Source organism: Bradyrhizobium sp. BRP20 (assembly GCF_020194215.1).
Classification (GTDB): domain Bacteria; phylum Pseudomonadota; class Alphaproteobacteria; order Rhizobiales; family Xanthobacteraceae; genus Bradyrhizobium; species Bradyrhizobium yuanmingense.
In genome coordinates this window covers 1-13,692 of sequence record NZ_JADYVY010000029.1, presented here as the reverse complement: position 1 = coordinate 13,692, position 13,692 = coordinate 1, and the positions used below count along the sequence as shown (strand labels likewise).

The 13,692-nt window shown below is 64.3% G+C and carries 13 protein-coding genes; 6 read left to right on the top strand and 7 right to left on the bottom strand.

Going from position 1 to position 13,692, the window contains the following annotated elements:
* Window positions 1-63 precede the first annotated feature (63 nt).
* Entirely contained in the window at window positions 64-1,857 is a 1,794-nt protein-coding gene (locus I6F33_RS35430) for a potassium/proton antiporter (protein WP_036026415.1), read from the bottom strand.
* A 208-nt stretch (window positions 1,858-2,065) separates the two neighbouring features.
* Between I6F33_RS35430 and I6F33_RS35425 the strand changes: the two genes are divergently transcribed.
* The 4 genes from I6F33_RS35425 (at window position 2,066) to radC (ending at window position 6,803) form a co-directional block, all read left to right on the top strand.
* Window positions 2,066-3,382: a mechanosensitive ion channel family protein gene (locus I6F33_RS35425; protein ID WP_225145590.1), complete on the top strand. Its 1,317-nt coding sequence runs from the start codon at window positions 2,066-2,068 to the stop codon at window positions 3,380-3,382.
* 120 nt (window positions 3,383-3,502) lie between these two features.
* Window positions 3,503-4,321 carry a type I methionyl aminopeptidase gene (gene map / locus I6F33_RS35420; RefSeq protein WP_036014218.1) on the top strand — a complete coding sequence of 273 codons (819 nt, stop codon included), beginning with the start codon at window positions 3,503-3,505 and terminating at the stop codon, window positions 4,319-4,321.
* Window positions 4,322-4,694: 373 nt separating this feature from the next.
* Window positions 4,695-5,957, top strand: coding sequence for an adenylate/guanylate cyclase domain-containing protein (locus I6F33_RS35415; protein WP_225141005.1), 1,263 nt, complete (start codon window positions 4,695-4,697; stop codon window positions 5,955-5,957).
* Window positions 5,958-6,089: 132 nt separating this feature from the next.
* Complete coding sequence (gene radC, locus I6F33_RS35410) at window positions 6,090-6,803, top strand: DNA repair protein RadC (protein ID WP_225141007.1); 714 nt, start codon at window positions 6,090-6,092, stop codon at window positions 6,801-6,803.
* Between the two features lie 5 nt (window positions 6,804-6,808).
* Here the strand turns inward: radC and I6F33_RS35405 are convergent, their stop codons facing one another.
* The 6 genes from I6F33_RS35405 to I6F33_RS35380 form a co-directional block, all read right to left on the bottom strand.
* On the bottom strand, window positions 6,809-7,513 hold the full coding sequence (locus I6F33_RS35405) for a tetratricopeptide repeat protein (RefSeq protein WP_225145589.1): 705 nt from the start codon (window positions 7,511-7,513) through the stop codon (window positions 6,809-6,811).
* Between the two features lie 167 nt (window positions 7,514-7,680).
* A complete protein-coding gene (locus I6F33_RS35400; protein WP_036014220.1) occupies window positions 7,681-8,403 on the bottom strand; it encodes an AprI/Inh family metalloprotease inhibitor in 723 nt (240 codons plus the stop codon).
* Entirely contained in the window at window positions 8,403-9,392 is a 990-nt protein-coding gene (locus I6F33_RS35395; protein ID WP_057027479.1) for a 2-hydroxyacid dehydrogenase, read from the bottom strand. Before I6F33_RS35395 ends, I6F33_RS35400 begins: the two co-directional genes overlap by 1 nt.
* Window positions 9,392-10,210 carry an ABC transporter permease gene (locus I6F33_RS35390; protein ID WP_057027478.1) on the bottom strand — a complete coding sequence of 273 codons (819 nt, stop codon included), beginning with the start codon at window positions 10,208-10,210 and terminating at the stop codon, window positions 9,392-9,394. Before I6F33_RS35390 ends, I6F33_RS35395 begins: the two co-directional genes overlap by 1 nt.
* Window positions 10,207-11,022 (bottom strand): ABC transporter ATP-binding protein, encoded by an 816-nt coding sequence (locus tag I6F33_RS35385; RefSeq protein ID WP_225145588.1) that lies wholly within the window; start codon window positions 11,020-11,022, stop codon window positions 10,207-10,209. The genes I6F33_RS35390 and I6F33_RS35385 overlap by 4 nt, the downstream gene beginning before the upstream one ends.
* Window positions 11,023-11,213: 191 nt before the next feature.
* On the bottom strand, window positions 11,214-12,236 hold the full coding sequence (locus tag I6F33_RS35380) for an ABC transporter substrate-binding protein (protein ID WP_036014224.1): 1,023 nt from the start codon (window positions 12,234-12,236) through the stop codon (window positions 11,214-11,216).
* A gap of 153 nt (window positions 12,237-12,389) precedes the next feature.
* Between I6F33_RS35380 and I6F33_RS35375 the strand changes: the two genes are divergently transcribed.
* Together I6F33_RS35375 and I6F33_RS35370 are read left to right on the top strand one after the other, a co-directional pair.
* A complete protein-coding gene (locus I6F33_RS35375) occupies window positions 12,390-13,196 on the top strand; it encodes a creatininase family protein (RefSeq protein WP_225145587.1) in 807 nt (268 codons plus the stop codon).
* Between the two features lie 140 nt (window positions 13,197-13,336).
* Complete coding sequence (locus tag I6F33_RS35370; RefSeq protein WP_036014244.1) at window positions 13,337-13,600, top strand: hypothetical protein; 264 nt, start codon at window positions 13,337-13,339, stop codon at window positions 13,598-13,600.
* The last annotated feature ends 92 nt before the right edge of the window (window positions 13,601-13,692 follow it).

The following is a 13,692-nucleotide window of genomic DNA, read 5'->3' as shown; positions in this document are numbered from 1 at the left end:
TGTCACGAAGCCGCGCAAAACTTCGGCGGTTGCGGCGATTTGGTGGCAGTTCCTCTTCGCAAGTCAAACTCCAGCGACCGAAGTCCAGACATCGGCGAGCTTCTTTCTCACCGCCTGCGCGCGGGTCAGCGGCGGCGGCGTTTCGTCTTCTTCCGGCAGACGCAGGCCGACGACGTTGACGCGGCCGCCGGAGATTGATCGTGCGACCAGCACGATCTCGTCCAGCGGCAGCTCGGCGCCCTCTTTCGGCGCGTGGTCGAGATGGACGTCGAAATAATCTGCCAGGGTCAGCTTGCCGTCATCCTCGCCGACCTTCACACCGTAGATCGCAGCGAGCTCGGCGAGCGTGTGCTCGCCGGAGACCATGAAGTCGCCGAGCAGATGCGGATCGGGCGCGGTGCTCGGCTGCATGTCGACGAAGAAACGGTCGAGCGCTTCGGCCTTTTCCGGCGGCGCCAGCAGATAGATGTAGTCGCCCGGTGCGATCGGATCGGCCTCCGTCGGCGTCAGGATGTGCTCGTTGCGGATCACCAGTGTCGGCTTGGACCAGGACGGGATCAGGCCGCGACGGAAATACAGGCTCTTGGGCCGCACCGGATAGCCGACCAGCTGCTGCTCGAGCTGGCCGGGCAGATCGAGCTCGACGCGGCGGGGGCCGCGGTCGGCGCGGGGCAGCGCCACGTGCAGCTTGCGCGCGGCCGGCGCCAGGGTCCAGCCTTGCAGCAGAAGCGAGATGATGACGACGACAAAGGCCACGTCGAAATAGAGATAGGCCTTGGGCAGCCCAACCAGCATCGGGATCGAGGCCAGGAAGATCGCGACCGCACCGCGGAGTCCCGTCCAGGCGATGAAGATCTTCTCACGCCAGTTGAAGCGGAACGGCGACAGGCACACGAACACCGCGAGCGGGCGCGCCACCAGCATCAAGACCAGCGCGACGGCGACCGCCGGCAGCACGCTGGAACCCAACCGGCTCGGCGAAACCAGAAGGCCGAGCAGCACGAACATCACGATCTGCGCCAGCCAGGTCGCGGCGTCGAGGAACGTCACCACCGAATTATGCGCGCGGGTCGGCCGGTTGCCGATGATGATGCCGGCGAGATAAACGGCGAGGAAGCCGGAGGCGTGCATGATCTGCGAGCCGCCGAAGATCACGAGCGCGGCCGTGGTCACGAAGGGCGCATGCAGGCCCTGCGGTAGGGCGACCTTGTTGAGCGCGATGACGACGAGGCGGCCGCCGATGACGCCGACGACGGCGCCCAGCACCGCCTCCTGGATGAACTCCATCAGCACATGGCCGGGCGAGCTGGTACCGACCGAGATGTATTCCACCAGCATCAAGGTGAGGAAGATCGCGAAGGGATCGTTGGTGCCGGATTCCGCCTCCAGCGTCGCGCCGACGCGCGGGCGTAGACGCAGGCCCTGGGTGTGCACCAGGAGGAACACGGCCGCAGCGTCGGTCGAGGCCACCACCGCCCCGACCAGCAGCGACTCCGACCAGTTGAGGTCGAGCGCATATTTGGCGAACGGCGCCGTGACCAGCGCGGTCAGCAGCACGCCTGCGGTCGCGAGCACCACGGACGGCGCAAGCACGGTGCGGATGCTGGCAAAGCGCGTGCGCAGGCCGCCGTCGAACAGGATCAAAGCGAGCGCGACGGAGCCGACCAGATAGGTGGTGCGGACGTCGTCGAACTGGAGCTGACCTGGGCCGGAATCGCCGGCGAGCATGCCGATGATGAGGAAGACGAGCAGCAAGGGCGCGCCGAAGCGCAGCGCAAGCAGGCTGGAGAGGATGCCGGCCATGACGAGGACGGCGCCGAGCAATATGGCGAGACTGACGGAGTCGAGGGAAGCCATCCACCTTCCGGGTAAGAAATCGCTGGAATTTCATCCTTATCGTCGGTGGACTCGCGCGCCAACCCATTTTCGCTCTTCGCGGCAATCTGCCCGCATTTTACGGCCTTAACGCGCTTCACTTCACGGTGTATCGATGGCCCGGCCGCGTCCTTTGTGGGATTGTCCGGCGCCCTCGAATCAATTCCTCCCCGCTTGCCGACGAGACCCGATGGACATGGACCTCAAAGACTTCATGGAGCTCGTGCAGACCACCGCACGCAGCGTCGGGGCAGAATTCTCCTCACCCTGGTTCTACCTGCAATTCGGCCTCATCCTGGCCGCCGCCGGCATCGCCTATGCCGCGGAGGCCGCTATTCGCAGCCGTGTCGACCTGACCTCGCTGGCGATGCGCTGGCCGCTGCCGCTCCGGCATTTCGTCCGGGTCATGGTCGCCAGCGCCTCGACGGCGGTGTTCACGCTGCTCGTGATCGTCTCGCGCGTGGTGATGTATCACGCGACCTGGCCGAGCCGTTCCTATCTCCTGATGGTCGCAGCCAAGCTTGGTTTCGCATGGCTCGTGATCCGGCTCGTGACCTCGGTGCTGCGCAACGCCTTCATCGTCAAGCTGGTGTCGATCACGGCATGGTTCATCGCCGCGCTCTCCATCGTCGGCCAGCTCGATGCGACGGTCGACCTATTGGATTCCTTTGCGATCGTGCTCGGCGGCCTCAGGCTGACCCCGCTCCTGGCGCTCAAGGCCGGCGCACTGCTGCTGATCGCACTCTGGCTCACCAACATCGCCAGCAATTTCGCCGAGAGCCGGATCAATTCGACCACCGACCTGACGCCATCGGTGCAGGTGCTGCTGGTCAAGATCATCCGCATCGGGCTGCTCACGGTCGCCATCGTGATCGCGCTCGGCGCGGTCGGAATCGACCTGTCGGCGCTCGCGGTGTTCTCCGGCGCGGTCGGCGTCGGCATCGGTATCGGCCTGCAGAAGATCGTCGCCAATTTCATCTCTGGCATCATCCTGCTCGCCGACAAATCGGTGAAGCCCGGCGATCTCGTCACCATCGGCGACAACACCGGCCGCATCAGCGCGATGAAGACGCGCTATATTTCCGTCGCTGCCGGCGACGGGCGCGAATTCCTGGTCCCGAACGAGGATCTGGTGACGCAGAAGGTCGTTAACTGGACCTATACCGACAAGAACACGCTGGTGAAGATCGCCTTCGGCACCAATTACGACGCCGACCCGAAGCTGGTTTGTACGCTCGCCGCCGAGACCGCCGCCGCTCATCCGCGCGCGCAGAAGGGCAAGCCCCCGACCTGTCTCCTGAGCGAGTTCGCGGAAGCCGGGATGAAGTTCTCGCTGACCTTCTGGATCGCCGACCCCGACGGCATGGACAAGGTCAAGAGCGACGTGATGCTGGAGCTGTGGGACGCCTTCAAGCGTGAGGGCATCCGAGTTCCCTATCCCGTCCGCGAAATCCGCATCCGCGGCGGCGCCCTGCCGGTGGAAACCGCCGTGGAAGTGCCGAATTAGGTCACTTTCACCCCCCAAGCAGGCCCTTCGGCTTGCATGAAGCCTGCCAATCATTAGATTGGGGCCTGAAATCAAGCCTTTCCACCGACATCGAGATCAGCCCGAGAAGACCTGACACGCATGAGCTACGTCGACGCCACCGAGACCTCCCTGCGCAAGACCGGACAGATCAAGCTGCACGGGCCTGCCGCCTTTGCCGGCATGCGCAAGGCGGGCGCGCTGGTGGCCAGGTGCCTGGACGAGCTCACCGACATCGTCGGGCCGGGCGTGCCGACCTCCAGAATCGACGAATTCGTCCGCGACTTCGCCTTCAGCCATGGTGCCTATCCGGCGACGCTGATGTATCGCGGCTACCGCTACTCGACCTGCACCTCGCTCAACCATGTTGTCTGCCACGGTATGCCCGGCGACCGTCCGCTGAAGGAGGGTGACATCGTCAACATCGACGTCACCTTCATCGTCGACGGCTGGTATGGCGATTCCAGCCGGATGTATGCGATCGGCCCAATCGCCCGCAAGGCCGAGCGGCTGATCGAGGTGACCTATGAAGCCATGATGCGCGGCATCGCCGCGGTGAAGCCCGGCGCCACCACCGGCGACATCGGCCACGCCATCCAGAGCTTCGTCGAGCCGCAGGGCATGAGCGTGGTGCGCGATTTCTGCGGCCATGGCCTCGGCCGCATGTTCCACGACGAGCCGAACATCATCCATATCGGCCGGCCCGGCGAGGGCGTGCAGCTCAAGCCCGGCATGTTCTTCACCATCGAGCCGATGATCAATCTCGGCAAGCCGCACGTGAAGATCCTGTCCGACGGCTGGACCGCGGTCACCCGCGACCGCTCGCTGTCGGCGCAGTTCGAGCACTCGGTCGGCGTGACGGCGACCGGCGTCGAGATCTTCACGCTATCGGCGCGGCACGGCGAGAAGCAGATCGGGTGAGCCCGGTGCGTCGGCTATTGCTATCGGCGGCCCCCTTTGGCGGGTGGCGATTCTGCCTTTGCGCACCAACGCGTCGAGGACGCGCTTACTGACCTAGGCCCGAGTCCGGGTCTCGGTTGATCGTCCCAGATCTTGCCTTCGCCAGAAGGCCCCCCACAACAGCGCTGAGACGCACGCGACGGGCAACAGGCGGCCGACGTCGAGGTGAAAGCACGTGCATGATGGGAAAAGCATGACCACAATCACGTCGGTTTCGCTGACTGCGCAGGGAGTCGCACCTTTCCATGATCCGCCTCCGGTGTTCTAATGCAGGCGTCTTGACTGGGCATGGAGATATGGTCATGGCGGGTTCTGTCGAGCGGTGGCGGACGACATGAAGATCTACCTGCCGGACAACGAGCAGGCGCGGCAGCAAGCCCTCGAAACCTATCGCATTCTCGATACGCCGCCGGAGATCGCCTATGATGAACTGGCGGACTTGGCGGCGCAGATCTGCGGCTGCAGCGCCGGGCTGCTGACCTTCCTCGACGACAAGCGACAATGGCTCAAGGCCAAGTGCGGCCTGCCGCCTGACCTTACGCACGTGCCCAAGGAGATTTCGATCTGCCAGGCGACGATCTGCCATGACGATCTCATGTATGTGCCTGACCTCACGAAGGATCCGAGGTTCAGCGATTCGCCGTTGGTCGCCGGCGAGTTCGGGCTGCGCTTCTATTGCGGCATGCCGCTGATCAGCGAGGAGGGATACGCGCTCGGAACGCTGTGCGTCATCGATTTCGAGCCGCGCGAGCTCAGCTTCGAGCAGCAAGAAGCAGTGCGGCGGATCTCGCGTCAGGCCGTGGCTCAGCTCGAGCTCAGACGTAGACTCCGCGAGCGCGACGAGATGCTGGCCGAGCTCGACAAGGCGCGCGCAATGGCGGAGGCGGAGCGGAGCAAATCAGATGCGCTCCTGCTCAACATCCTTCCCCCTGCGATCGCCGAGGAGCTCAAGGCCAACGCGAAGGTGCGGCCGCGCTTCTACCAGTCGGTCAGCATCCTCTTCGTCGATTTCGCCGACTTCACCCGGCACGTCGAGGCGATCGAGCCGGCGCAGGTCGTGCACCAGCTCGACGAGTACTACAGCACGTTCGACGAGATCATTGCGCGCCATCGGCTCGAAAAGATAAAGACCATCGGCGATGCCTATCTCTGTGCCGGCGGCCTGCCCGAGATCAACCGGACGCACGCTGTCGATGCCGCGCTGGCGGCGCTCGAGATTCAGGACCTGCTCGCCAAGGCGAACCGTCAGCGCGAACGGCTGAGGCTGCCGCTCTGGATGGCGCGAATCGGCATCAACACCGGCCCGGTCATCGCTGGCGTCGTCGGAACGCGCAAGTTCAGCTACGATATCTGGGGCAACGCGGTGAACGTCGCCGCGCGTCTGCAGGCGGCCGCCGATCCCGGACGGATCAACATTGCCGAGGCGACCTGGAACGTGGTCAAAGCGCGCTTCACCTGCGAACCGCGCGGCAGCATCGAGGTGAAGGGCAAGGGGCCCACCCCGATGTACTTCCTCGATCGTATCAGGCCGGACCTGGCTGCCGATCCCGCAGGCGTCGTGCCCAACGATAGCTTCTGGCGTCACCAGGGCCCATGATCGCCAGCTGAGACGAAGGGCGGGAAAAACGGTCGGCTGATCATCATCCGCTTCATGCCGGAAGCGCACCTATGCAAGGCGCGCGCAATTGACGGTTGCAAAAACCACCATCCCCGGCAATGCTGGCGGCCGATGCCCGCCAAGCCGGACCACGACAAGAGCAGACCTGACGACACGCCGCATTATCTCGGCCATCGCGAGCGGCTGCGCGAGCGCTTCTATAGCGCGGGCGCGGATGCGCTCAGCGATTACGAGCTGCTCGAGATGGCGCTGTTTGCCGCGCTGCCGCGGCGCGACACCAAGCCGCTGGCGAAGACGCTGATCAAGACCTTCGGCTCGTTCGCCGAGGTCGTGCATGCGCCAGTGGCGCGCTTGCGCGAGGTCGAGGGGGTCGGCGAGTCCGCGATCAACCAGCTCAAGCTGATCGCCGCGGCCGCGCATCGCGTTGCCAAGGGCGAGGTCAACAGCCGCAACGCGCTGTCATCCTGGAACGAGGTGATCGCCTATTGCCGCACAAGCATGGCGTTTGCCGACAAGGAGCAATTCCGCCTGCTGTTCCTGGACAAGCGCAACCAGCTGATCGCCGACGAGGTGCAGCAGACCGGCACGGTCGACCACACCCCGGTCTACCCGCGCGAGGTGATCAAGCGCGCGCTCGAGCTGTCCGCGACCGCGCTGATCCTGGTGCACAACCACCCCAGCGGCGATCCCTCGCCCTCGCAGGCCGACATCCAGATGACCAGGGCGATCATCGACATCGCAAAACCGCTCGGGATTGCCGTGCACGACCACATCATCGTCGGCAAGAACGGGCATGCGAGCCTGCGCGGAATGCGGTTGATCTAGGCCAATCAGAACGCCTGGTTCTTGGCGGCTTTCAAGTGGTTTTCCACGGCTGTGATGCCGGCGAATGCCTTCAGCGTCAGAGCGGTCGGTTGCGGCTTCCATTCCGCAACCAGTTTCTCGGCCTTCTCGAGCTCAGGCTTCGATAACATCGAAGCCATCTCGTTGACATTCTTGGCCGGCGCCACCTTCGAGAGCTTGAAATAGGCATACGACAGGGACAGGTCCCTCGGCGTGCCCTTTCCTGCGGAATATGCGCGGGACAGGCTGAAGAGGGCGCTGGGGAGACCCTGGTCGCCCGCCATCTTCCACCATTTCAGCGCTTCTTCCGAATTCCCTTGTCGGTCATACATGAGAGCGACGTCGTGCTGGGCACGCGCGTAACCGGCCTTGGCGGACACAAGCTTGTACTTCAATGCCTGATCCGGATCCGTTGCGACGACGCCCACGCCTTGCCCGTCATAATAGCAGCCGAGCTTATAGGCTCCGAGCGGATCGTTGGCCGCGGCCGATTTTTGAAACCACTCGAATGCCTGGCTGCGATCCTGCTGTGTGCCGATGCCGTTATTGTGCATCATGCCGACATGATATTGCGCCTCCGCATCTCCGCGATTGGCCAACGCGACCATCGCATTGAAGGTGCGGCTGTCATTCGCGCTGGCGGGCGTCGCGACAAGCAGAAGGCACGAAAAGGCCAGGGCAACGAATTTCATGTCAAAGCCCGATCGAGTTTGAACGATTCCTTGTCTTGGTCTCTCCAGATGCGAGAAAAGTTCGAGCCGGCAATATTCCGGGGTCAAGGCGATTTTTGGCCCATCCGAGTTCGTCCCGTCAGGGCACGACCAAACGCCGCGCGGCCTTAGCGGTCTCGGCCGACGCCCTACTGCCGCAGCATGATCAGGGGATCGGCGGTGTCGGGGACGCGGCGCCACTGCGCGTTGTCGTCGGCCTCGAATTGCCAGGCTTCGCCCGATTTCGACATCAGGATGATCTGGCCGCGCTCGAGGCGCCATTGCGTCGGGTTGAACTGCGCGATCGTGGCGTCGCATCTCGGCTTGAGGAAAACTTGGAAATTGTCCGCATCAGCCTCGGTGTTGGTCAGCGTCAGCCCGCACACCGGCTGGCCGTTGCGGCGCACCATCGACCAATCGCCGATCATCTGGTCCATCGACTTCGCCATCGAGCGCGCGGCGGCGAGATCCTGCAGGATGTAGACGCCCTCGCCCTGGCGCAAGCCCTCGAAGATGCCGGCCTCGACCTCGGTGAAGTCGATCACGGCTTCGCCGGTCGCATCCTGCAGGCGCACGATGTCGAGGCCCCTCACGCTCCAGGCCACGATGTCCTTGGTGAAGGGCAGCGCGGTCTTGCAGGACGGCTCCAGCTCCAGCTTGAAACCCTGGCCTGCGGCGTCAGCCTTCAGCGTGACGACGCAGGTCTTGCTGCGCTCGGTGGTCGAGAGCTCCCACTGTCCTGGCATCTGCTTCTTCAGGCTCGCCGCATCCTGCGCATGCGCGATGCCGATCGCGGCCAAGGAGGCCGCGACGGCGCCGATCGCGGCCAGGCAGGCCGCGACGACATATGCGAGAAGGCGACGAGCGATCATCAGCGTCCCTTGACCGGCGTTTCCGCAACCGGCGTCAGCGGCGCCTTGCCGGCGAACCAGGCCTTGAGATTGTCGACCACGAGCTGGTCCATGGCGTTGCGCGTCACCACCGAGGCCGAGCCGATATGCGGCAGCAGCACGACGTTCTGCATGGTCTTGAGCTCGTCGGGCACGTTCGGCTCGGCCGCGAACACGTCGAGCCCGGCGGCGAGAATGGTGCCGGATTTCAGCGCCTGGATCAGCGCCGGCTCGTCGATCACCGAGCCGCGGGCGACGTTGACCAGCACGCCGCGCGGGCCGAGCGCCTTGAGCACCTCTTCATTGATCATCTTGTTGGTGCTGGCACCGCCGGGCACGATCACAACAAGCGTGTCGACCGCTTTCGCCATCTCGATCAGGTCAGGATAGTGCTTGTACGAGACGTCCTTGGAGGGATTGCGGGAGTGGTAGACCACCGGCACCAGCGAGGCATCTAACCGGCGCGCGATGGCCTGGCCGATCCGGCCCATGCCGACGATGCCGACCTTGCGGTCGCGCAGCGAGCCGACGCTGAGCGGATAGTTCTGGGTCTGCCAGAGCCCGGAGCGGACATAGCGGTCGGCCTTGATGAACTCGCGCAAGGTGGAGATCAGAAGGCCCATCGCGACGTCGGCGACCTCCTCGGTCAAGACGTCGGGCGTGTTGGTCACGATAATGCCGTGCTCGGCCGCATATTTGGCATCGATGTGGTCGTAGCCGACGCCGAAGCTCGCCACCATCTCCAGCTTCGGCAGCTGCGACAGCGAGTCCTTGTCCGCACGCACGGTGTGGTAGGTCACCGCGACGCCGCGGATCTTGTCGCGGACCGCCGGCGTCAGCCGCTCGAGATCGCCGCGCGTCTCTGCCTTGTGCACGACGAAATGATCGGAAAACCCGTTCTCGAGGATCGGCCGCACCGGCCCATAGATCAGAAGGTCGATTTTTTCGGACGAAATCGAACCGGCAGCCATCAGTTTTCCTTTCCAAGCGCGCTCTCATGCCAGCGCCGTAAAACGAGGTGGGAAACTAGCGCCAGCACCCCATAGATGACAATCCCGGCCAGCGACAACAGAAGCAGCGCGGCAAACATGCGGGGTATGTTCAAGCGATAGCCTGACTCGGCGATCCTGTAGGCGAGCCCGGAGCCGGCGCCGGCCGTTCCGGCCGCGATCTCGGCCACGACCGCGCCGATCAGCGACAGGCCGCCGGCGATGCGCAGGCCGCCGAGGATGTAGGGCAGCGCCGCCGGCAGCTTGAGGAAGCGCAGGGTTTGCGGTTTCGATGCGCCATAGAGCTGGAACAGGCCGGCGAGGTTGCGGTCCACCGAGTTCAGCCCGAGCGTGGTGTTCGACAGCACCGGGAAGAAGGCGACGATGAAGGCGCAGACGACCACCGCGGTCTGCTGCTCCAGATAGATCAGCAAGAGCGGCGCGATCGCGATGACAGGCGTCACCTGCAGCACGATTGCATAGGGGAACAGCGAATATTCCACCCATTTCGACTGGTTGAACAGCAGCGCCAGTGCGATGCCGCCGATGCTGGCGGCGACAAAACCTTCGAGCGTGGTGACAAGCGTGGTCGCCAGCGATTGTGACAGCACCGCCCAGTCCTTGATCAGTGTCAGCACGATGACGGAGGGCGCCGGCAGCACGTAAGGCGGGATCTCCCTGATGCGGACCACGAGTTCCCAGGCAAAGAGGCCGGCTGCGAAGACGATGACGGGCAGCACGAAGCGCATCGCGCGTTGCGCGCCGGACGATTTTGCGGGCACGGGAGCTTGAGCGTTCATAGCGTCGACTGCCCCGAATAGGACGGCGCCAGCGCGGCCGACACGCGTCGGCAATAATCGGAATAGGCCGTCGAGGTGCGAAACTCCTCGCCCCGCGGCTCGACCGTCTCGATGCGGATGTCGGCCTGGATGCTGCCGGGGCGCGCCGTCATGACGACGACGCGCTGCGACAGATAGACGGATTCGAACACCGAATGGGTGACGAAGATGACGGTCTTGCGTAAGCCTCGCCACAGCGCCAGCAGATCGTTGTTGAGGCGGAAGCGCGTGATCTCGTCGAGCGCGGCGAACGGCTCGTCCATCAGGAGGATATCGGGATCGGTGACAAGCGCACGCGCCAGCGACACCCGCATCTTCATGCCGCCGGAGAGCTCGCGCGGAAAGGCATCGGCGAAATCAGCAAGGCCGACGCTGGCCAGCGCCGCGTCGGCACGCGCGCGCCCCTCCGCCTTCGGCACGCCGCCGAGCTTCAGCGGCAGGCGCACGTTCTCGCGGACATTGGCCCAGGGCATCAGGGTCGGCTCCTGAAACACGAAGCCGATGCCGTGACCTGGCTGTGGCACGCCCTCGTGCCGTGCCACCCGCACCGTGCCCGACGACGGCGCGCTGAGCTCGGCGATCAGCCGCAACACTGTCGACTTGCCACAGCCGGAGGGGCCCAGCAGCGAGATGAACTCGCCCTTGCAGACGGCAAGGTCGAACGGGCCGAGCGCCATCACGCCGTTGTCGTAAGTTTTCGTCACGCCACGCAGGCTGACGGCGAGATGCGTCAGGCTGGCCTCGACGGCGGGCGCGGTTCTGCTCTCTGTCATCACGCGCTGAACATGGCGGGGCACGTCACCTCCCCCCAGCGGGGAGAGGTCGGCGCGCAGCGCCGGGTGAGGGGCCTCAGGTCCAACGAGGGAGCGTTACCCCTCACCCGCACCGCATCTGGCGATGCGATGCGACCTCTCCCTTCGGGAGAGGTGGGCGCCAGCCTCACCGGCGTGCCTGATCTCAACATTTACGGCTTGTTCGGGCGCAGCTCGACGCCGACGCCCTTGTTGACGAAGCGCAGCGTGTAGGATTTGCGGTAGTCGAGATCCGCCTTCACGACCCCAGCCTTGACCATCTTGTTGAAGAAGGAGGCATAGCGCTCGTCGCTCATTGCGCCGATGCCGTTTTTCAAGCTGTCGCCGGAATCGACGATGCCGTGCTCCTTCATCTTGACGACGGAATAGGCCAGGAGATCGTCGGTCATCTCCGGGTTGAGCTGCTTGATCAGGGCGTTGCCGGCGGAATTGTCGCGGTAGAGGTAATTGTACCAGCCGATCATGGAGGCATCGACGAAGCGCTGCACGAGGTCAGGCTTCTTCTCGACGATCTCGCGGCGGGTTTCGATCAGCGTCGAATAGGTGTTGAAGCCGTAATCAGCGAGCAGCAGCACATTGGGCTTGAAGCCGGCGGCCTTCTCCACCGCAAACGGCTCGGAGGTGACGTAACCCTGCATCGCGCTCTTCGGGTTGGCGATGAAGGGCTGCGGATTGAAATTATAGGGGCGGACGTTCTTGTCGCTGAAGCCGTATTCGGATTTCAGCCACTGGAAGTAGCTGGTCATGCCTTCCTTGGAGACGAACAGCGTCAGCGGCTTGAGGTCCTCGATCTTGGCGACCTTGGCGTCCGGCTGCGTCAGCATCACCTGCGGATCCTTCTGGAAAATCGCGGCGATGGTGATGACGGGAACGTTGTTGGCGACGGCATCGAACGACATCAGCGTGTTCGCGGCCATGAAGAAATCGATCTTGCCGGCGATCAGCAGCATCCGGTTGTTCTCGTTCGGGCCGCCAGGGACGATGGTGACGTCGAGGCCGTATTTCTTGTAGGTGCCGTCGGCGACCGCCTGGAAGAAGCCGCCATGCTCGGCCTCGGCGACCCAGTTGGTGCCGAAGGTGACCTTGTCGAGCGTTTGGGCGCGCGCCGGCGCAAAGGAGGCAAGAGCGGCCAACAAGCCCGCAACTAACGCTCGCCGCAGATGAAAGGGGGTCATATTGGCACTCCGTCGATCGTGGCTGGCCCAATCGCGACTGGTCCGGGTGAAGGCAACGCGATAGAACCGCATGACATCAGGGGATGCGAGCCGCCCGGGCCCGCATCCCCTCATACCGCAAATTACGTGACAAATTCGGGCAAGGAAACCTCGATGACGCCCTCCCGCGACTGGATCGACATCGACTGGGCTGATGCGAGCCCGGACGAGGCGTCGCGCTGGATCGCGGTGCTGCCGCTGGCGGCAACCGAGCAGCACGGCCCGCATCTGCCGCTGACGACGGACGTGCTGATCGCGGACGCCTATCTGGCACGTGTGCGCCAGCTGTTACCCACCAGCATTCCGGCGAGCTTCCTCCCGGTCGAACGGGTCGGGATCTCCACCGAACATATCGACTATCCCGGCACGCAGACGCTGCCGACTGAAATCGCGCTGAGGAAATGGGCAGCGATCGGCGCGGACGTTGCACGCCACGGCGTGAGGAAGCTCGTCATCGTCACCAGCCATGGCGGCAACAGCGCGGCGATGATGCTGGTCGCGCAGGATCTGCGTGCGCATCACAAGCTGTTCGTGGTGACGACGTCGTGGTCGCGGCTCTCAGGCGCCGACAAATTGTTCCCGGCCGATGAAGTGCGGCACGGCATTCACGGTGGCGCGGTCGAGACCTCGATCATGCTGGCGCGCTATCCGGATCAGGTGCGCAAGGATGCGATCGCCGATTTTCCCGCGAGCAGCATCGCGATCGAGCAGCAATATCGCTGGCTGTCGACGCAGCGGCCGGCGCCGTTCGCCTGGCAGGCGCAGGATCTCAACACCAGCGGTGCTGTCGGCAACGCGACGCTGGCGCAGCCAGAGAAGGGCGAGCAGTTGCTCGATCAGGGCGCGACGGCGTTCTGCGAGCTGCTGGGTGAGGTCGATAACTTCGACGTGAACAGGCTTGCCAAGGGTCCCCTCGGCTAGGGGGCATCTTCCTGGATTCATTCAGGAAAGATCTATTCTTCGCGAGCGCATTTGCAGTCTTCGAACCGGACGCGAGCAGCCTCCGTCCAACTGGGCACGCGGGCCACAACGGACCGCCTCAACCCCGGATGGAGTTTCACATGTCGATCAAGACCAAGATTGCCGCCGCAGCTCTCGCTGCTCTCACTGTTGCCGGCAGCATCGCATCCACCACCACCTCGGCCGAAGCCAAGCAGCCCGGCTGGGTCTGGGGAGTCGGTGCCGGCATCGCCACCGCCGCCGTCGTCGGCTCCGCGATCGCCGCCAGCAACGATCCCTATTACCACGGCTACCACCGCTGCGGCTGGGTCGCCCAGTACAACGCCTTCGGCCAGTACGTCGGCCGCGTTCGCACCTGCTACTGATCTGACTATCTGAGGCCGATCTCCACGTGGATCCCGCGTCCGACACGGGCGCCTCATCCACCCCGTGTCGGACGCGGGATCCACGTGGAGAT